Raw genomic sequence first — 20,589 nt, 5'->3', positions numbered from 1 at the left:
CGGAATAACGAATAACTGCCTGCGATTAGCTATACTTGCGCCCAAAATAATGCAAAATTGACCAGTAAAAAAATCTACCTCATCCGTCACGGGCAGACGGAATATAATCTGCAGAATATTGTCCAGGGAAGTGGTGTTGATACCGATTTGAATGATCGCGGCAGAGAGCAAGCGCAGGCTTTCTTTGAAATGTATAAGGACGTGCCGTTTCAGAAAGTATATACTTCAGCATTGAAACGTACCCATCAATCCGTTAAAGGCTTTCTGGAATTAGGACTGCCGCATGAACAGCTTGCCGGATTGAACGAGATCAGCTGGGGAACAAAGGAGGGGCATAAAGTTACTCCATCGGAAGACGAATATTATCACTATGTATTGAAGCAATGGCAGTTGGGCAATATATCTCTGAAGATTGAAGGAGGGGAGAGCCCGGAAGATGTGATTGTACGAATGAAGCCTGCGGTGGATCACATCATGAGCCATACCGATGAGGAAACGATTCTGATTTGTATGCACGGCCGTGCCATCCGGATTTTGATGTGTCACTTGCTCAATTATCCGTTGAAGAGTATGGATATGTTTGAGCACGAAAATCTATGCCTATACTTATTGAACTATACAGGCACTATGTTTTCGGTTGAGCGCTATAATGATCGTACTCATTTACTTTCGTTGAGCTGAGCTAAAGCAGATTTCGCTTTGCTGTCAATACTATTCTTATACTCGTGCTTTTTATAACTGAGTGCCCGCTTGAAGTAGTCTCGCGCCTGCGTTGTATTTTTCTCAGCCAGTGCTATATATCCAAGTTGTAGGCTTGCGTTGGGAGCAAAGTACCAGGGCTCTTCTCCATTGATCTTGATGGTCTGCAGGTAAAATTCCTTGGCCGTTGATAAATCGTTTGTCTTATGCGCAACACGTGCCTTTCTATAAGCAAATTCAACTTGGTCGCGTTTTGTGGGTAGCTCCTGCGTTGTAATAGACGCCAGTACTTTTTTAGCTTCATCATAGTAGCCACCATCTGTAGAGTAACGTGCTTTGGTGAGCTTGATGTGTGGCAGTTCATTTTCAGCCATGCTTCGGGCTGCATATTTATCCGCTTCCGCGGATTCTTTGCCAATCGTTTTTGCCTGCTTAAAAATTACTTTAGCATCACTGCTGTTTCCATTGAGCCAATAACAAAGACCAATTTTATAGTTGGCGTCCTTCATATAGTTAACGCCTTTATAGTTGCCAATAAATGCACGATATGCGGAGGTCGCATTCAGATATTCGCCTTTGTGAAGGTATATTTCACCTCTCAGGTAATCGGCATAGTATAGGGGAAGTCCCTGCGATTGTTCGCTTAGTTTATTAATAAAGCGCAAGGCTTCTTCACTCTGTGAGTTTTTTATAGCCAGCGATGCTCCGAGGAAAAGTGCGAGCTTGTTTGTTGGATTTGCTGCTATATCTTTCTTGATCTCTGTTAGTGCCAAACTGGTTTGCTCCAATACAAATCCCTGTGTTAACGCATAGAGCAAACTGGACTCAAATGCCAGTGCATGATCCGTATCCTGTATGGATGAGAGCTCTTTCAATCCGAGTTCAGTGGAGCCTTCCATGTTGAGCAAGCCCAGAACCCAATCATATTTTTCCGGCACGGAGCCAATGATTATATCCAGTAGTCCTGAAGTTTTTTTAATAGCGTTAAACGTTGGAAATCGTTTTTTTATCTCCTGTGTTGTTTGATAGGCTTGTCGCAGATTCAGTGCCGCATCAAACTCATGACCATACTTCAAATAAATGAAAGACCATTGTAATCCAATCTCCGCCTGAAGGAAAAGATCTTCCGGAGAGGAGAGTTTACTTTTGCGCTCTTGTCTCTTTTCAAACCGGTCTTCATAGTCAGAGAATTTTTCAACATCCTCTGTGATCATCAACTCAAGGGCTTCCGCTAAGGCAACTATATAGTGCTCCTGCGGAGTTTCGGGTGTTGGTATTAATGCGTGTGCTTCTTCGGTCTGAAGATTCAGAACAAGGTCGTACGCGCGTTGTGTGGTCGCATCAAACTTCCATTCCTGCGCTTTAACAGATGTCGTTAAAACAGCACATAAAAAAAGGCAAGCTGCAAGGCCTGCCTTTTTGTGTAAACAAAATACAATGTTATTCAACTTTCTTTCTGCGATTTGGTACAATGGTAACAGCAGTTTTAGCGGCTTTAGGTTTGTCTCCTTCATCGAGGGAATCCATATCTACGTCTGCTAAGATACGACCGGAATGTTCATCGATCACAATTTTCTTTTTCTCACGGATCTCAGCAATCTTTTGAGGAGGGATCACGATGTTACAACCTTCAGCAGCACCGCGTACTACTCGTACAACGGCCAGGCCATTGGACAAACTTCCTCTGAGTCTTTCGTAGTACTTCAAAAGTTTTTCTTCGATTTTCTTGGTAGCTTTTTCGCGTTCGGTAAGAAGTTTCTTTTCTTCTTCATGGCTCTCTGCCATGATATCGTTCAATTCTTTTTTCTTGTTGTCAAGATGATCTCCACGTTCTTTGATCAGCGTAGTGGTTTTTTCGATCTCATCTTTTTTCTGCGTGATGCTATCTTTACCTTCTTTTATTTTTTTCTCACAGATCTGGATTTCGAGTTCCTGAAGTTCTACTTCTTTTGTGATGGCATCAAATTCCCGGTTGTTCCTAACGTTTTTCTGTTGTTCGCTGTATTTCTTGATGAGCTTTTCAGCTTCCTTGATATTCTCTTTGTACTTCTTGTTTCCTTCTTCGATCTCCTTCAGCTCTGCTTCGTGGCGGGTGAGACGTGTCTTGTAGCCTTCGATTTCATCTTCCAGATCCTGAACTTCATCGGGCAAGTCGCCTCGGAGTTTTTTCAGTTCGTCTAATTCGGTGTCAATGGACTGGAGTTTTACGAGTGCTTCGAGCTTTTGGGCGATTGATTGATTTTCCATTCGTTATAGGTAGCTAATTGGATTCGTGGCAGTTTCTGAAAAAATGATCGCAAAAGTAGAAAATTTTTTCATTAAAACATCCTGTAAAAGTTCTTTGGTGAATACTTCGCTTTCATAATGACCAATATCTGCAATTATTATGCGGTTATCGGCATCGAAAAATTCATGGTATTTAAAGTCAGCCGTAACAAGAATGTCGGCTCCGGATTGCAATGCGTGAGGAAGCATAAAACTGCCTGAGCCCCCGCAAACGGCCACTTTTTTAATTTGGCCTCCTGATATTTTTGTGTGACGGATCACTTGTAAATCCATACTAGACTTTAAACCTGTAAGAAAGGCTAATGGTTCAATCGGAGTTTCAAGCTCACCTATCATTCCTGACCCAACCTCTTGATTCTCATTCAATAAGGGTGTTAAATAATATGCAACTTCTTCGTAAGGATGCGATTGTCGAAGTGCTTTTAAAATTTTCGCTTCTAAATATGAAGGAAAAATCACTTCGGCTCTAACTTCCTCAACATATTCCTGCTTGTTAGCTTCTCCAATATGAGGATTAGCTTTGTCGGTTGGCATAAAAGTACCAGTTCCATTCAAACGAAAGCTGCAGTTTTTATAGTTACCGATCTCACCGGCACCTGCGTGATGAAGGGCTGCCAGTACATTTTCTGCATTTTCAGTTGGAATAAAAGTGACCAGTTTGGTTAGCGTTTCTTTTTTAGGAGATAAGATTCGCAGATTCTTCAAACCTATCTTTTCACAGATCTTCCGGTTCACACCGGTGTGTACATTATCAAGGTTGGTATGAATGGCGTAGATCGCAATATCATTTTTTATGGCTTTGATCACTGTGCGCTCTACATAACCGTTGCCGTTTAGCTTTTTCAAACCGCGAAACACAATCGGGTGGTGTGCTACAATAAGGTTGCAGCGCTTTGCTATAGCTTCATCCACAACGGACTCGATACAGTCCAGTGTAACCAATATACCTTGTACCACCCACGTTGGATCACCCGTAATAAGTCCTGCATTATCGTATGATTCCTGGTAGCTTCTTGGAGCAATGGATTCGAGGTAATCGGTTACATCTTTTATCTTTACAGCCATGTGTTTATTGTTGGGGTGAAGTTATGCTTCAAAGTTAATGGCTCCTGATAAAGTGAACATCTTATTTTTGATTTGAATATTCATGGCACTACTTCGCATTCTGTTGTTTCCTTTTGCTGTCCTGTATAATGTTATTACGGGGCTGCGGAACATGCTATATGATCGCGGTCTCAAACCATCGGCTGAATTTGATATACCGGTCATTAATGTTGGTAACCTCACTGTAGGAGGCACAGGAAAGACGCCTATGATCGAGCACCTGATCCGCCTGTTGAGGGATGAGTATAAAATTGCAACGCTAAGCCGCGGCTATGGAAGAGAGACCAAGGGATTTCGAATTGCATCTGATCAGGATGATGCCTCAACAATAGGTGACGAACCGATTCAGTTTTACAAGAAGTTTAAAGATAAAGTGATCGTGTCGGTAGGAGAGGATCGCGCTTTTGCCATTCCTAATATTCTGCAAGAGCATGAAGATACAGATGTGATTTTGCTGGATGATGCTTATCAGCACAGACGTGTAAAGGCATCCTTTAATGTATTGTTATCCGATTACAATCGTCCCTTCTATACCGATCATCTTTTACCGGCAGGTCGCCTGCGTGAATCTCGGAGCAACGCTGCGAGGGCTCATGCTATTGTTATTACAAAATGTCCATCGGAAATATCGGATGATGAACGCATGAACATTGAACAGTCTGTGAGAGCGTATGCTTCCAAACCTGTTTTCTTCTCAACCATCCACTATGGTGATACGGTCGCCTTTGGTGATCCAGCACGTCAACTCCAAGCCCGTGTTGTACTGATTACCGGGATTGCCAACGCAGAGCCTTTCAAAAAATTTATAGCATCGGCCTATACCATCGTCAGGCACCTTGATTTTGCAGACCATCATCAATATACCCCCGATGATGTTAAACGCCTGAAGGCTATAGCGAACGAGGATTCCTCCGTAAGCTTTATCACTACTGAAAAAGATATGGTGAAGCTGGCTGATAAGAAATTAGCAAGCGAAATAAAGACGCTTCCGTTATTTTATATTCCGATAGAAGTGAAATTTTTAAAAAGTGGACAGGATTTTGATGCGATGATTTTAAATGCAGTCCTGAATGAGCAGAAAACATCTCAAATCATTTAAAAGTCTATTTTTGCGCGTGCGTTTTACAAAAGTTATACTTTTCATAGGTCTTTTAGCAATCGGTCTGACTGCCCGTGCGCAGGATGATGCGCCCCGAAGAGGATCGCGGATTATCGATGATACCACCAAACAAGTTTACGGCCCCAAGACTTCTCGCTATTACTTTGAGAAGGATGTTTTTCTGAATCGACAGACCTATCACTTTATAGACACAACACCACGGAATTTTCATCGCTATACCTATATTCAGCAGCGGGAAAATATGTACCAGGATCTTGGCAACATCGGCACAGCGATGAATCCGATTTATTACCAGGTTCCGGATGTCATTGGTGTGAGCGCTGGCTTTCATCAGTATGATCCTATCTGGGATGCTGAGGATGTAAAGTATTACAATACGAGATCCCCCTATACAAACATGCGGGTGACGCTGGGAGGAAAGGGAAGATCAATAACGCGTGCCGCATATAGCCGTAACGTTACTCCACTCTGGAATGTAGGCTTTAACTACCGAGGGTTGTTTATTGATAAGCAGATTCAGCGTGCTGGTAAAGGAGATCGAAATGTGCTCTCCAATTATTATGATATATATACTGCCTATCAGTCGAAAGACAGTACGTATCGGCTGTTCTTCAACTTCCGGAGAAACAGTATGCAGGCCGATGAGTATGGAGGTGTATTACGTAACACCACCGACTTTCGATATGCCGATTACTTTTTTACCAATGCGCAGCCATCGCTTACAGAAGCGCTCAGCAGAGAGTTGCGTATGAATTTGCACCTCTTCCATCAGTATGAAATCGGAAAAGCATTACAGGTATACCATGTGTTTGATCGCTACCGCCAGAGCAATGCATTTCGTGATACACCAGCTTCAGAACCTGACGATTATTTCGATCACACAGAATTTGACAGCACGCATGTGGATGATGGTGTGAAGTTCAAATACGTAAGGAATGAAGTCGGGATCAAAGGAAATCTTCTGAAGTTGTTCTATAATGGCTACTATGCTCTTCGCAATTATAACATGACCTATAGCTATATCAACGCTGCCGAGGATTCACTTGGCATAAAGATGAAGGGCACAGAAAGTTACCTTGGTGGACGTATGTCGCTACGCCTCGATTCAATAGGAGAAGTAAGCGGCTGGGTAGAAGTTATGCAAACCGGTAACTATCGTATTGAAGGAAGTATAAAAAGCCGATGGTTTGAAGCTACAATCAAACAAGCACAGTATGCTCCTTCGTTCATTCAGCAGGCATACCGTGGTAGCCATGATGTTTGGTATCCATCCTTCACATATCCTACGGGATTCAGCGATGTTAACGTTACGCAGGTAAATGGGTATATTCATTACAATTCGAGTACGCTTTCAGTCTCACCTGGTTTAACCTTTACGCGTCTGGGTAACTATATATTTTTTAAAGAAGGAGACTTTGGTTTGGATCAAACCGTATTGCCGGTACAAACATCCGCCGGACAAGTTTTCATCGCACCCGAAGTGAATTTGTCATTGGTTCTTGCCAGGCATATTCACATGAAAGGAAAGGCTATATATACTCGTGTACTGCAAAATGCCGAAGATGCAATTCAGGTGCCTGACTTGTTTTTAAACGGTCAGCTTTCATACGAGAACATTTTCTTCAATGGCAATTTTGATATACACATGGGTGTTGATGTTCATTGGAAATCATCCTATCATGCCATGGGGTACGATGTCCCTACACAGCAATTCTATGTACAGCAAACTTTTACATCTCTTCAGTTTCCTCTGATTGATATTTTCCTGAACGCCAGGATCAAACGCGGAAGGATATTTTTAAAGTATAATAACCTGATGCAAGCCATCACGAAAGAGGGATATTTACCTACACCACATTATCCCGGGCAGCGTAACGTAATCGACTTTGGTTTCGATTGGTCATTTTACGATTAGTCAGTAGCTTAGGGATTCAGAAGTATACCGGGCACAATAATTAAAGCGTTGACGTAGTGCTTTTCTATTTAATCTTTCAACTGTAATCCATGGAAGCAAAAGATAAATTCACACTCGGACTCGAACTACCTACAGATCCGCGCTGGATCGATATCGCTGAAACACATATCCAAGAGATTCTTGTTGATCACGCTTACTGCGAACAGAAGGCTGCTTCATCGGGTATATCGATTATCGTTCAGTATCCTGAAAAGGACAAGCTTGTAGAAGAGCTGATGCCCATTGTGGCGGAAGAATGGAGTCACTTTGAGCGGGTTGTTGCTGAACTACGAAAACGTGGATGGAGCCTGGGCAAGCAACGAAAGGATGAGTATGTTGATAAACTAAACCAGGTGATTCAACGCGGAGGTTCGCGCGAGCAACAACTTATGGAGCGGTTGTTAATGAATGCGTTGATCGAAGCCCGGAGTTGTGAACGATTCAAGATACTCTGGAAGAATATACCCGATCCTGAACTTGCAGAGTTTTATCACGAGCTGATGATTTCAGAAGCTGGTCACTACAAGAAATTTCTTCAACTGGCCAAAGAGTATATGCCGGAAGATGTAGTGATGAACCGCTGGAACGAGTTGCTGGAACAGGAGGCCGAGATCGTAAAGAACCTGGATGTGCGGGGAGACCGGATGCATTAAAATAAAAACGGGCCACCAGAGGCAGCCCGTTATATATTTCCAAGAGTATAATTCCTATTTCGTTGTATCAGTAGGAGCGTTGTCAGCCGGCAGATCGAGTGCTGGTGCTTGTTGAGCAGGAGCTTGTTCACCAGCTCTGTCAAGAATTGAATTTGATGAACCGCCTCTGTCTGCTGTGATAAAATTGGTAGACAGGCAAAGTATCATAATACCGATGATAAAGCTCCAGGTGAGTTTTTCCAAAAGATCACCAGTCTTCTTTACACCGATAATGTTACTGGCTGCAGAACCACCGAATTGGCTGGTTAAGCCACCACCTTTAGAATTTTGCGCCAGAACAACCAATACTAACAGTACTGAGAAAAGGATGATTAAACCGATAACTAATGCGTACATATTTATTTTCTTAGATCTTCAATTTGAGCCGCAAAGTAAGCCTTTTTTTGTGGAAACTTCCAAATAAGCTTTTTCAGAACTTCTATAGCCTTGTCTTTTTTTCCTTGTTTTACTAAAATTTCGACCAGCGTTTCAGAAACTATGTTGTCACCAAATTCGCCAGTTTTTATTGTAGACAAATCTCCGGAAGGAGGTGTAAAAGGTTTCTCTTTGGTTTGAGTGATCGAGGGTTGAATCTTAATGAACTGCTCAATGATCTCAAGTTGCTCTTTTTGCTTATCTCCCTCAGGGCTAAGCTCTTCCTTGTTGGCAATTTCTTCAATTAACTCTTCACCGGAGTTTTCGCTCTTTTTTTTTCTACCCTTGGTTTTTGGTTCGGGCTCAGTTTCAGGAGTATCATCTCCCTTTTCCTGTGAGGCCTTTGCCAATTCTATAATGCGTTCCTTTTTCGATTTAGTCTCCTCAGGTTCAGACTTCGCCAGCGTAGCTTTCGCGAGTTCCTTGATGCGTTCCTTTTTCGATTTCGCAGTGTCTTTTTGAACCTCTTCTACTTCAGGCTCTTCTTCTTTTTCAACAGCTTCAACGACATTACTCTGAGCAGTAGGTTGATGGTCATCAAACAACATTTCAAAATTATGTCTGAGTTGATGAAGTCTCTCCAGGTCGTGCATTACTTCTTCCGCGAGATTTGATTCTCCTGTGGTGCGTGATGCAACCGTAAAAGATGGAGAAACCACAACAGTATGATCGTCAGAGACAATCGATGTTTTCTCGGGATACTGAAGCTGTATGGTTTCTTCTGTCATCACTTCTTTCAGTACTCCGCGATCGGCAGCATATACTGCAGCGATCTGAAGTTCAGATTGATGCGAACTAAAACCATGGTCTTTAGCCAAGCGAGCCGACAGTGCGTGGAGCAATTGGCTATAGGGGAAACTCTCCTTCAGGGAAAGCACTTCCTTAGCCTCTTCAACGGAGCTATCAGAGTAACGATTTAAAACTTTTATGAATAGATCTTTTTCCACAGATGTCATGCCTAAAGGTAAAAATACTAAATTTTACCAATTGGCAACGGAAGCATTGAAGATGTCATTGATAATCCTGTCGAAAATCTCTTTAGTCAGTCGTTCTTCTATGTCAGCGAAGTTCTGGTCGTTGGTGAAATCCTTATAGAAAGAGAATGATTTATCTTTAAAACTCATCGTTTCATCAAGTGTGTTGACATACGTTACTTTTACCGTGATCGTCAGGCGCGTGGATGAGGCATTGTTAATCTGCGTTTCATTCCCTGTAGACACCGGTGAGATAGGAGTGAGCCTGAAATCAGTGATCTCGCCATCCATCTGTAATTCACCTTCTTCCTGAATTACGGTCAGGTCAGAGTTTTGAATGAGATATGTTTTCAGATCATTGGTAAATGTCTGGCTCATATTAGCAGCCCCAAGATCTGCATTATTATAGAACTCGTTTATAGATATAGTCTTGGCCTGCGTGCTGGTTCCTGTAAAGGAATATACACCACATGACTCGAGCAGTAACGTGCCAGTCAAACATATAATCGAAAGTAGTAAGGATGCCGGGTGAATGTAGGAGAGAGGCATGCGCATGCCCATACGTTTATTCTTCAAGATCGTACTGTTTTATTTTTCTATACAAAGTCCTTTCAGAAATGCCCAAATCGCGTGCCGCATATTTACGTTTGTTATTATTTTTTCGGAGCGCTCTCACGATCAACTCTTTTTCTTTTTTCTCGATCGAAAGAGAATCGTCTTCCGTTTCATGTGTAATGTCATGAACATCTTCTACATGCTCGTTGTCTTCCATGTTGGCAGGTGGCAAATTCAGCACCACTGCTTCTGAAGAAGAGCCGTTGTTTCCTTCCTGATGAATACCTTCAAAGAGACCGGGATGTTCCTTTACGATCTGTGCAGCCTTCGATGGATTTGTAAATGTATCCAGCACCAGTTTTTTCAAATCGTTAAAATCTTTCTTCATGTCGAACAACACCTTGTATAAGATGTCGCGCTCAGATACTCCATCTTTCTCCGATAGCGAATTCTTATATATAGCAGGAAGACTATTTTCCTTTGGAAGATAGCGTTGAAATGTCTCGGCATTGATCTCTTTGTTATCCGTTGACAAAACTGAGATCTGCTCCACCAGATTTTTAAGCTGGCGGATGTTTCCAGGAAACCGATATTTTATCAGAATTTCTTTTGCATCATCTGTTAGAGAAATAGGCTTCACCCTATATTTCTCAGCAAAGTCTGTTGCGAATTTTCTGAATAGAAGTTCTATATCTCTTCCTCTTTCACGCAAAGGCGGAACGTAAATCGGCACCGTGCTAAGGCGATAGTATAGATCTTCTCTGAACTTTCCTTCTTCAACGTTGCGCATCAGGTTTACGTTGGTAGCCGCCACTACACGCACATCTGTTTTTTGAACTTTGGAAGATCCTACTTTAATGAACTCACCATTTTCAAGTACGCGGAGTAATCGTGCTTGTGTACCAAGGGGCATCTCGCCAATTTCATCCAGGAAGATTGTGCCTCCATTCGTTACCTCAAAGTATCCTTTACGAGCTTCGTGTGCTCCCGTGAAAGATCCTTTTTCGTGACCGAATAATTCGGAGTCAATGGTTCCTTCCGGTATAGATCCGCAGTTGATGGCAATGAACTGCCCATGCTTGCGGGGGCTGAGGTGATGTATAATTTTGGAAAAGGATTCTTTACCACTTCCACTTTCACCTGTAATCAATACCGACATATCGGTCGGTGATACTTGTATTGCTACACTTACAGCATTGTTCAGCAACGGAGAGTTACCGATTATACCAAAGCGTTGTTTTACATTTTGTATTTCTAAATCTGAAATTGCCATGGATCATTATCCGTTAAAACGTTGTGGTCTTCTTTTTAACAGTGAGAAGAAACACCAGGACTAGTTGTTGAACTGCTACGGATAATTAGCTGTTCACGACTTTTCCTATCAGTGTTCCCCCAGTACATTCTTCGACCAATACATGAACATACTCACCTTTTTTATGTGTGCCTTTCGGAAAGACAACCACTTTGTTAGCAGAAGTGCGTCCCTGCAGATCATTGTCTGATCTTTTGGAAAATCCTTCAATCAATACCTTGTGTACTTTACCAACGTCAAGCAGATTTCGTATTAGAGAGTGCTCGCGTTGTCTGATTACAACTTCCTCCAGTCTTTTCTTTTTTACATCCAGCGGGATATCATCGGTATACTTCTTGGTAGCCAATGTTCCCGGACGTTCAGAATAATAGAACATATAGGCGAAGTCATACTTCACAATATTCATGAGACTCAAAGTATCCTGTTGATCTTCTTCCGTCTCGGTGCAAAAGCCGGTAATCATATCAGAAGATATACCACAATCATCACCGAGAATTCTGCGGATACTCATCGCTTTTTCCAGATACCATTCGCGTGTATATCCACGATTCATCAAATCAAGAATACGAGAACTCCCGCTTTGCATAGGCAAGTGAATGTTTTTGCAGATGTTCTCGTACTTGGCCATGGTATATAATACTTCATCCGTTATATCCTTCGGATGAGAAGTAGAAAATCGTACCCTGAGATCGGGATGTACTTTGGCGACCAGCTCAAGCAGGTTAGCAAAGTTTACAACGTTGTTTATGCCGTTCTTTTCAATCCATGCTTTGCTGTTTTCTTCCGGACTCCATTTGTATGAATCTACATTCTGACCAAGTAGTGTTACTTCACGGAAACCTTTTGCAAACAAGTCTTGCGCCTCAGCTACTATAGAATGTGGATCACGGCTACGCTCACGTCCGCGTGTAAATGGTACAACACAAAACGAGCACATGTTATCGCAGCCTCTCATGATTGAGATGAACGCTGTAACACCATTTGAATTTAGCCGTACCGGACTTATATCAGCATACGTTTCTTCGCGCGACAAGAATGTGTTCACTGCCTTCTGACCTTCGTCTACCTGGCTGATCAATGACGGAAGGTCGCGGTATGCATCTGGCCCGGCAACGAGGTCTACTATCTTTTCTTCCTCCAGGAATTTCGCTTTTAAACGCTCTGCCATACAGCCTAGCACGCCCACTAATAACTCCGGTTTATGTTTCTTCAGGCCATTAATATGGGTAAGGCGATAGCGTACGGTCTGCTCCGCTTTTTCACGGATCGAGCATGTGTTCAAAAAAACAACATCGGCAGCGGCTATATCAGAGGTGGTATCAAATCCCTCTTTTTGTAGAATCGATGCTACGATCTCACTGTCAGCATAATTCATCTGACATCCATAACTCTCTATATATAGCTTGCGCTTGTTACCTCTGTTTTCGTCTTTTAAAAGATGTATTGCCTCGGTTGCTTCTGTATCTTGAGGACTCAATACATCCAGATCTCCTATCAGTTTCTCCATCGTACTCAGATTAAGTCGCAAAAGTAATACTTTTAGTGTTTTATGGTGACATCTTGTCAGTGGATTTACGATTTTCAATTTACGATTGTAGATTTCGTCCCAGCTTAATACTTAATTTATGGCTTTGATAAAGGCAGTACGCGGACATGAGCCGAAGTTTGGGAACAATTGTTTTCTGGCAGATAATGCAACGGTGGTAGGAGAGGTTGTGATGGGCGATAACTGCACGGTGTGGTTTAATGCCGTAGTGCGCGGAGATGTTCACTCTATTACCATTGGCAACAATACCAACATACAGGATGGTGCCGTGATACACTGCACCTATCAAAAAGCGAAAACGACAATAGGAGATAACGTATCGATCGCTCACAACGCCATCGTACATGGATGTACTATTAAAGACAACGTTTTGATCGGTATGGGGGCGATTGTTATGGATGATGCTATTGTCGGAGAGAATTCGGTGATAGCCGCAGGAGCCGTGGTACTTGCTGGTACTATTGTTGAACCGGGCAGCATTTATGCTGGTATGCCGGCAAAACGCATTAAAGAGATTGGTGAAGAGATGAAAGCAGTCATTCAACGGACTGCCCGTAACTATCCGATGTATGCGGAATGGTTTAAGTAAAGTGTCAATGTTCGTCCGTCAAAAATAAATTGATGAGAGGAGCATTTTCTTACTTTATAATTGTGAATTTTCGGGCATTTATTTTTAAATTAAAGAACGATTGGTCGAGTTATGGCATCAGTAGAGAATTTAGGTTTCGATTTGAAGGTTATTGAAGACTACCAGGCAAGAATGGCTGCCTTGGGAAGAAATTACTTGTTTGATGACGAGGATGAAAATTCAGATGAATATGCTCACTTCTATTTTGTCGGCAAGTTTGAAGGTAAAGATGTAATTTACGACACCGTTATTTATACACTCCGTCTCCAGCACGAGAGTGAGCTTTACGAAATTGCAGAGCATCGCGCTGCCAAGCATTTTCCGGAATACAAAAAGATTACCTATGAGGAGGACGAGAACGGAAACCTCGAAAACCTCGATCCACTCGAAGAGGAGATTGGCCTTTTCATGGCCGAAGTCATCATGGAACTTGAGGAAGATGAAACTGTAAAAGTTAAGGAACATGTTGACCTCGATGACAATGCGGAATTTGGTGTAAGCCTCGATGTAGGCCTGCACGTGGAGCATATCACGGATAAGGTCATCGAAAAATTCATTAAAGACTTCAATGAAGATACACTGAAGTTAGACCCCACACTTTATTCCTTCCAGACTGAGGATCAGGAAGCTGGTTGATTTGCCAGCAGGCAGAACATGAAAAGATTTACGTAAAATCTCGCGTTCCCGTATTCTGCCTCCAAATTTTCTGTACATATTTGCGCCCTGAACTCTGAACCTTAAAGAATGAAGAATCTTTCGTTGATTTTAAACATCGTGCTGCTGGTAGCAGTTGGTGTATTGTTTTATTTACATTTCTCATCTACTAAACCGGCAACATCTTCGGAAGCTGCTGTTGAACCAGGTGATCTTAAAGTAGCCTATATCAATTCTGATACAGTGTTGAAATACTACGACTACCTGAAAAATCAAAAAGTTCAACTCGAAGACAAATCAAAAAAGATTGAACAGGAGTATCGTAACAGAGCTATGGGGCTTCAAAACGAGATCACTGCTTATCAGCGTAATGTAAACAGCATGACGCTTGGCCAGGCGCAGGCTACTGAAGAAGACCTTAGAAAAAAACAACAGAACCTTCAACTCTATCAACAGAACCTCGGTCAGCAGTTGATGGAAGAGGAAGCAAAATTGAACCGCGAACTATACCAGCGTGTTACTGCGTATCTTAAAAAATACGGAACCGAAAAAGGTTTACAAGTTGTATTGAAGTACGATCCTACCAGTGATGTTCTCTTCGCAGGCGAAGCACTTGATATAACAAAAGATGTAATCGCTGGATTGAATACGGAGTATACTCAAGAAGCTACAGGCGTGAAAACAGACACGACTGCAGTTAAAAAATAATTTCCAGAGAAACCATTACAGAAATCCGGCTCTGATCATGTATCGGGGCCGGATTTTTTTATCTTTGGCCACTACCTATGGCAAGTCGTTTAGCAAATGTACTCCGCATAAAGAGTGAGGAACAAAAGCAGATCATCGTGATGCTTTGTACAGGGTTCTTCATGGGTATTTTTATTGCAACCTACCAGGTAACAGCCGACTCCCTGTTTTTGAACAGGATGGGCTCGTACTTGAACAAGGCTTTTCTCGCAGCAGGTGCACTGGGTATCGTTACTACTTTTGTATTTTCATTTTTTCAGAACTGGATTCGTTTTACAACGCTCGCGCTGGCAAGCGTTGTGCTAATATTGATTTTTACATTAGGCGCTTACTGGCTCCTCAACTTCGGAGACCCTGCCTGGCATAACTACTTTGTGTTTGCCTTGTATTGCATGACTGGCCCAATCTCTGCTATACTTCTGCTAAGCTACTGGGGGATTTTTGGACGACTCTTTAATTTCCGTCAATCCAAAAGAATTATAGGATGGATTGACACCGGGCAGTTGATCGCAGCTATATTGGCTACGCTCATTATAATTCCGTTTACATCCAAGGTCATTCACGATACATCGAATTACTTACTGGTATGTGCGATCAGTATAGCTATAGTATCTATTTTATTGTTCTTCATCTCATCATCATTCTCACTTTCTAAAAATGATCCGCGTGAATTTGGTGTAACGGTACGAAGAGAAACACGCCTTAACAAGTTATTGAAGGAACCCTATATACGAGCACTCTCCGTTTTCCTGCTCATCTCCATGGTGATGTTTATGTTTAGCCAGTATGCTTTTCAGCAATTGGTGCAAATTCAATATCCGAAGGAACGTGAGCTTACCAACTTCAACTCATTTTTTACAGGAGCTGTATACGGCATCAGTCTCATTATGCAGACGTTCATCAACCAGCGTATCATCAGTAATTATGGTCTGCGTATTTCTCTTTTCGTTCTTCCTTTGGTAATCATTTTGTTTGCCATCGGCTCACTGCTGACGGGAGGTATATTTGGATACGAGAAAGTACTTGGAGCAACGGGTTTCCTATACTTCTTTTTATTCGTAGCGCTAACGCGATTGTTCAACTGGACGCTTCGTGATTCATTGGAGAACCCTGTCTTTAAATTATTTTTCATTCCACTCGATAATCGCCTGCGGTTTAACATTCAGTCAAAAGTGGAAGGATTGATGAATGAGAGTGCTCGCTTTGTAGCCGGTCTGCTGATCTTTGGTCTTGCCTTTTTACCTTTCTTCAAAGTTATACATGTCGCTATATTTCTTCTGCTGCTTGCAGGCGCATATTTCTTTGTGGTCAATAATATGTATAATGGATATCGGAACAAGATCCGGTTGAAGTTGGAAGGTACGGATATACAGCAGGAGAAACTTGAAAAAGGTTTCGCCCAGGTAACGAATCGTCTGGAGGGTTTATTAAATATACCGAATGCATCGAAGGCGGTGTTCTCCTATAAATTATTAGAGAAGATCAACGCTGCTCAAGTACCGGTGTGGGTTAACAACCTCATGAAGAACGAGGATGAATCCATTCGTTATTATGGGCAGGAGCGGATGAATGAGCTGAAGGGACTATCTGTTTCCGATAAGTATGTTATCCGCATGGACGGCACAAAAGTAGATGGCTCGGAGAAAAATGTTTTGAGTAAAAGTGACCTTGAACTGATCATTCAGAATGGTGGCGACATAACCAAAACGCGTATTCAAAAGCTTACACGGTCAACAAATCCGAATGACCGTCACTATGCCGCAGAATTGTTGCTGCATACTTCGAAAGAAGAGTGTACTTCATTTCTTATGGAACTGCTGATTGACAGTGAACCTCAGGTACGGAACACCGCGATTAAAACATCTATCAAGAAACATAATCCGGAAATTATTAATACCATCATCGAAAACCTGGGCAGTCCGGTATATAGCAACCAGGCGATGAATGCATTGGTACAGATTGGTGCTACTACGCTGCCAGCCCTGGATACTGCTTTCTATCGCAGTGGGCAGAGTACACAGATGATGCTGCGTATCGTGCAGGTAATTGGCCGTATAGGAGGACAACGTGCACGCGAAATTCTTTGGAATAAAATGGATTATCCCAATAAGGTAATCGTATCGCAAGTGCTCTTGTCATTGGGAGAATGTGGTTTCAAAGCAGGTATATCTCAGATCACCCGAATTAAATATGTTATCGAATCAGATATAGCAGATATCAGCTGGAACCTGAGCGCTATACATGAGATAGGAGATGATGGCTTTAGCGAACAGATCAAGACTGCGCTTCGTCATGAAATTCAAAATGATATTGAGCACATCTATACATTGTTGACAATGTTGTATGATACGCGGTCCATTCAGTTGGTAAAGGAAAACATTGATAGCGGTACGGCAGAAGGTGTTACCTACGCTATTGAGCTTCTGGATGTATTCTTGTCGGAACAATTGAAGCAGCGTGTTATACCTATATTGGATGACGTATCCGATGCAGAGAGAATCAGCCGGCTTGAATATTTCTTTCCGCGGGTTAAACTTGATTCGCGCCTCGTTTTGAAGTTCATTATCAACCGCGATTTTACCCAGTCTAACCGTTGGACGAAGGCATGTGTACTCTTTCAGATTGGCATTCAGAAGATAGAAGACTTCAAGCTCGATTTGATCGCACAGTTATTTAATCCTGATCTGCTGATTCGTGAAGTATCCGCATGGGCACTTCATAAAATCAATCCCGTAGAATACGAGCAGAACTCCAAACGCCTGGGAGCGGATATAAAGTATGAACTTGACATGCTGATTATACATTCAAAGCGTATGATGCGATTTGAAAAGGTATTGTTCTTTCAAAAGATAAATATATTTGAAGATGTAGCAGGCCTCACGTTAACCTATATGGCTGACTTAAGTGAAGAGCTTCGGATGAAGAAAGATGAATCGCTTGTCCTGGACGAGCGTTCAAACAATTACTTCTATGTACTCAACACAGGCACAGTCGATTTTTACCATCGAGGTGAATTTGTTTCTAAATTTGATCAGGGTCAATTTATAGGGGAGATGGTAGGCTTCCAGAATTACCTGAATACAAATTTGATCATAGCAAAAACAGATTCTGTTATTTTGAAGTTTAATAAAGACCAGTTCTATGAACTTCTTTCTGATAATGTAGAGTTGGCGGATAAGGTGTTGGAGTATATCTGAGCAGGTTTTCAATGACAAAAGGGAAGAACATATTTGGTCTGTTCGTGATAGCATTCATCATATTTATAGGCTATGCGAGTTACGACATCAGCCGTAAAACAACTTTTCCAGGTTCAAAATCGCAGCTACCCGAGCGAATTAAGGGCACCTATATGAAGGCGGATTCCGCGAAAAATGACTCCATCCGTAAAAGGTAACCTGTAACTTCAAAGATTTCTGAAAATTTCTGACGCAATCGGTTGATTCAATAAAAAAAAATTTTACCTTTGAAACAGATTAAAGCCAACTATAGACATGACAATCCCCCTTAGTCGAGAACTTCGGGGGATTTTCATTTTATAACCTTTCACAAATAAGTCGGCAGGTCATCCATCTGTAAATAATTCCATTCATCTGAATTATTTTCAAGTGATCGATTCAGGGATGGTACTTTTTTACTACCGCTATATCTTTGACTCAAGATTAAAGCCAACTATAGACAGTGATCATCCCCCGGGGTCTAGGACTTCGGGGGATTTTCATTTTTAAACCAACCCAGAGCTATATCTCTTTGCTCTATATATCATCAGGATTCTTCATGTCACGCAATCCGTTACGTGTGATATTGCATACAGAGAAACTCCTTTCTGAAAAATTTCTTATCTTTTGATATGATTAGACGTTTTACTCTGCCTTCTTTTATTATTTCGTTTACGGTCATTGTGATCACATCCTGCGTTGATCATAATCTCGGCTCACCTTTTATAGTCGAGTGTGATAGTAATACAACGGTGAGCTATACGAATGATGTTGCACCTATTATTCTTGCTAAGTGTGCAGGATGTCACAACAGTAGTTCTGGTCTTCCTGATTGGACGGTGCTTGGCAATTTACAAGAGAGCGGGCAGGAAGTACAGCGCAGAATAACGCTCCCGCTAACAGATCCTGGTAAAATGCCACGTACCGGAAGTATAACACAAGCCGAGCGGGAAGCTATCTATTGCTGGATCGAGCAAGGAGCTCCGAATAATTAGTACATATACCTTATCAATGGCTGACACCAGGGAAATTATGGTTTCAGAAAATGCAATCGGATGATTCACACAAGTAGAATGCAAAGTTTCAATTTAAAATCATTAGAAAATTAACACCTATATTTCTTCTGCTATAGTAGAAATATAAAAAGCATAACAGAAGTTACTTGTAGATTTATGTATAACCTCAATAAATTTTAGTTGTTTTGCTTCATGAGGCTGATTTTAATATTAATACTCTCTTTAATAGTAGGATGTAACGTTGGAATAGGGCAACAACGTTTCTTTATCGAAAGGGCCAGTATATCTTTTTTCTCGGATGGTGTGATTGAAGACATTGCAGCAAAGAATGATAAAGTCACCAGCATCTTCGATGTTCACCAGGGAGATATAGCGTATCTGTTGAATGTAAGTGATTTTCAATTCGACAAAAAACTTATGCAGGTACACTTCAATGAGAAGTATATGGAATCTGAAAAGTATCCCAAGTCTTCTTTTCAGGGAAAGATTATAGGATTCGATCCCTCATCTTCAGGTATACAAAAAGTAAAAGCTGTGGGTAAGTTAACCATACATGGCGTTACCAAAGAAGTGGAGTTTCCAGGGACCGCCGAGGTAAGGAACAACCAGCTATATCTCAAATCAAGATTTGTTGTAAAGCTCAAGGACTATAATATCAAAGTACCACAAATTGTATGGCAGAACATCGCTCAGCAAGTAGAGGTGACAGTAGATTTTAATTACAGACCACTTTAAGGCCCACATATGAAAAAAATTATAGCGCTCCTCTTCCTTCCTGTAGTTTCCTTTGCTCAGGATAATGATCTGTTGAAAGAACTTGAAAAAGAAAACAAGGACACGGGCTATACCATTGCAACGTTTAAGGGCACACGCCTTGTAAACGGACATAGTGTGGAGACTAAAAATGCTGGAACGCTGGAGTTCATCTTTGCTCACCGCTTCGGAAGAGTAAATGATGGTCTTTATGAAATGTATGGTCTCGATCAAGCCTACGTTCGTCTCGGCCTTGACTATGGTATAACGGATAATCTTTCTGTAAGTATCGGCCGTAACTCTGCTGATAAGATCATGGATGGTTACTTGAAGTATAAACTTCTGAGGCAAAGTACAGGAGAGAAGAACTTTCCTGTAACGGTAACAGTGTTGGGCGGTACCGCCTATAGCATTTCCCCCAAGAGAGATAATGAGCCCGATGGTTTTAAAACTGTAGACCGGTTGGCCTATACCGGACAGTTTTTGATTGCACGAAAATTCACATCCAATCTGTCGCTCCAGATCATGCCAACCTATATTCATAAAAATGCTGTTGATCAGTCAAAGGAAAAAAATGATCAGCTCGCTATAGGTGTTGGCGGAAGGATTAAAATTACGCGCAGCGTTGCACTTACAAGTGAATACTATTACCGCCTCGATGCTCCGGATAATGACTTGTTCGATGAGGGAAGCAAGCGTTATAACTCCGTAGGCTTTGGCGTTGATATAGAAACCGGTGGTCACGTTTTTCAACTTGTACTTACCAATACATCAAGCCTGACAGAGCGCACGTTCATCACCGAGACAAAAGGAGATTTCTTTGATGGTGACATTCATCTTGGGTTCAACGTAACGCGAACATTTCAGCTCAAGAAAAAGAAATAGTTATAGCTACGGAT

At 41.8% G+C, this 20,589-nt stretch carries 19 protein-coding genes; 11 read left to right on the top strand and 8 right to left on the bottom strand.

What is annotated here, in order from left to right; translation table 11 throughout:
• Positions 1 to 57: 57 nt before the first annotated feature.
• Positions 58 to 681: a histidine phosphatase family protein gene (locus B5Y40_RS20360; protein WP_079688688.1), complete on the top strand. Its 624-nt coding sequence runs from the start codon at positions 58 to 60 to the stop codon at positions 679 to 681.
• Here the strand turns inward: B5Y40_RS20360 and B5Y40_RS20355 are convergent.
• The 3 genes from B5Y40_RS20355 to B5Y40_RS20345 are packed head-to-tail and all read right to left on the bottom strand — an operon-like array spanning position 660 to position 4,050.
• The gene (locus B5Y40_RS20355) at positions 660 to 2,147 is read right to left on the bottom strand and encodes a tetratricopeptide repeat protein (RefSeq protein ID WP_079688687.1); all 1,488 of its coding nucleotides are present in this window, start codon (positions 2,145 to 2,147) and stop codon (positions 660 to 662) included. The genes B5Y40_RS20360 and B5Y40_RS20355 overlap by 22 nt on opposite strands.
• Positions 2,140 to 2,946, bottom strand: a complete 807-nt coding sequence (locus tag B5Y40_RS20350; RefSeq protein WP_079688686.1) for a zinc ribbon domain-containing protein — start codon at positions 2,944 to 2,946, stop codon at positions 2,140 to 2,142. The genes B5Y40_RS20355 and B5Y40_RS20350 overlap by 8 nt, the downstream gene beginning before the upstream one ends.
• 3 nt (positions 2,947 to 2,949) lie before the next feature.
• The gene (locus tag B5Y40_RS20345; RefSeq protein WP_079688685.1) at positions 2,950 to 4,050 is read right to left on the bottom strand and encodes a Nif3-like dinuclear metal center hexameric protein; all 1,101 of its coding nucleotides are present in this window, start codon (positions 4,048 to 4,050) and stop codon (positions 2,950 to 2,952) included.
• 82 nt (positions 4,051 to 4,132) lie between these two features.
• Here B5Y40_RS20345 and lpxK point away from each other — a divergent pair, with 82 nt between their 5' ends.
• From lpxK to miaE, 3 genes are all read left to right on the top strand, one after another.
• The gene (lpxK, locus tag B5Y40_RS20340) at positions 4,133 to 5,188 is read left to right on the top strand and encodes a tetraacyldisaccharide 4'-kinase (protein WP_079688684.1); all 1,056 of its coding nucleotides are present in this window, start codon (positions 4,133 to 4,135) and stop codon (positions 5,186 to 5,188) included.
• Entirely contained in the window at positions 5,160 to 7,124 is a 1,965-nt protein-coding gene (locus tag B5Y40_RS20335; protein WP_079688683.1) for a putative porin, read from the top strand. The genes lpxK and B5Y40_RS20335 overlap by 29 nt, the downstream gene beginning before the upstream one ends.
• 89 nt (positions 7,125 to 7,213) lie before the next feature.
• Positions 7,214 to 7,816 carry a MiaE family protein gene (miaE, locus tag B5Y40_RS20330; RefSeq protein WP_079688682.1) on the top strand — a complete coding sequence of 201 codons (603 nt, stop codon included), beginning with the start codon at positions 7,214 to 7,216 and terminating at the stop codon, positions 7,814 to 7,816.
• A gap of 54 nt (positions 7,817 to 7,870) precedes the next feature.
• Here the strand turns inward: miaE and secG are convergent, their stop codons facing one another.
• From secG to miaB, 5 genes are all read right to left on the bottom strand, one after another.
• Positions 7,871 to 8,212: a preprotein translocase subunit SecG gene (gene secG, locus B5Y40_RS20325; protein WP_079688681.1), complete on the bottom strand. Its 342-nt coding sequence runs from the start codon at positions 8,210 to 8,212 to the stop codon at positions 7,871 to 7,873.
• Between the two features lie 2 nt (positions 8,213 to 8,214).
• Positions 8,215 to 9,246, bottom strand: a complete 1,032-nt coding sequence (locus tag B5Y40_RS20320; protein ID WP_079688680.1) for a hypothetical protein — start codon at positions 9,244 to 9,246, stop codon at positions 8,215 to 8,217.
• A 24-nt stretch (positions 9,247 to 9,270) separates the two neighbouring features.
• On the bottom strand, positions 9,271 to 9,840 hold the full coding sequence (gene lptE / locus B5Y40_RS20315; protein ID WP_245840679.1) for an LPS assembly lipoprotein LptE: 570 nt from the start codon (positions 9,838 to 9,840) through the stop codon (positions 9,271 to 9,273).
• A complete protein-coding gene (locus B5Y40_RS20310; RefSeq protein ID WP_079688679.1) occupies positions 9,830 to 11,092 on the bottom strand; it encodes a sigma-54 interaction domain-containing protein in 1,263 nt (420 codons plus the stop codon). Before B5Y40_RS20310 ends, lptE begins: the two co-directional genes overlap by 11 nt.
• An 85-nt stretch (positions 11,093 to 11,177) precedes the next feature.
• Entirely contained in the window at positions 11,178 to 12,638 is a 1,461-nt protein-coding gene (miaB, locus tag B5Y40_RS20305; protein ID WP_079688678.1) for a tRNA (N6-isopentenyl adenosine(37)-C2)-methylthiotransferase MiaB, read from the bottom strand.
• Positions 12,639 to 12,756: 118 nt separating this feature from the next.
• Between miaB and B5Y40_RS20300 the strand changes: the two genes are divergently transcribed.
• The 7 genes from B5Y40_RS20300 (at position 12,757) to B5Y40_RS20265 (ending at position 20,575) form a co-directional block, all read left to right on the top strand.
• A complete protein-coding gene (locus tag B5Y40_RS20300; protein WP_079688677.1) occupies positions 12,757 to 13,266 on the top strand; it encodes a gamma carbonic anhydrase family protein in 510 nt (169 codons plus the stop codon).
• A 111-nt stretch (positions 13,267 to 13,377) separates the two neighbouring features.
• The gene (locus B5Y40_RS20295) at positions 13,378 to 13,941 is read left to right on the top strand and encodes a hypothetical protein (RefSeq protein WP_079688676.1); all 564 of its coding nucleotides are present in this window, start codon (positions 13,378 to 13,380) and stop codon (positions 13,939 to 13,941) included.
• 108 nt (positions 13,942 to 14,049) lie between these two features.
• The gene (locus B5Y40_RS20290) at positions 14,050 to 14,667 is read left to right on the top strand and encodes an OmpH/Skp family outer membrane protein (RefSeq protein WP_079688675.1); all 618 of its coding nucleotides are present in this window, start codon (positions 14,050 to 14,052) and stop codon (positions 14,665 to 14,667) included.
• A gap of 77 nt (positions 14,668 to 14,744) precedes the next feature.
• Complete coding sequence (locus tag B5Y40_RS20285) at positions 14,745 to 17,903, top strand: cyclic nucleotide-binding domain-containing protein (RefSeq protein ID WP_079688674.1); 3,159 nt, start codon at positions 14,745 to 14,747, stop codon at positions 17,901 to 17,903.
• 650 nt (positions 17,904 to 18,553) lie between these two features.
• Positions 18,554 to 18,916: a hypothetical protein gene (locus B5Y40_RS20275; protein WP_079688672.1), complete on the top strand. Its 363-nt coding sequence runs from the start codon at positions 18,554 to 18,556 to the stop codon at positions 18,914 to 18,916.
• 213 nt (positions 18,917 to 19,129) lie between these two features.
• Positions 19,130 to 19,672, top strand: coding sequence for a YceI family protein (locus B5Y40_RS20270; RefSeq protein WP_079688671.1), 543 nt, complete (start codon positions 19,130 to 19,132; stop codon positions 19,670 to 19,672).
• A gap of 9 nt (positions 19,673 to 19,681) precedes the next feature.
• Positions 19,682 to 20,575 carry a DUF5777 family beta-barrel protein gene (locus B5Y40_RS20265; RefSeq protein WP_079688670.1) on the top strand — a complete coding sequence of 298 codons (894 nt, stop codon included), beginning with the start codon at positions 19,682 to 19,684 and terminating at the stop codon, positions 20,573 to 20,575.
• The last annotated feature ends 14 nt before the right edge of the window (positions 20,576 to 20,589 follow it).

It is taken from the genome of Ohtaekwangia koreensis (genome assembly GCF_900167975.1).
Lineage (GTDB): Bacteria > Bacteroidota > Bacteroidia > Cytophagales > Cyclobacteriaceae > Ohtaekwangia > Ohtaekwangia koreensis.
Note: the sequence above shows the minus strand (reverse complement) of the source record. Positions and strands in the feature narration are given on the sequence as shown.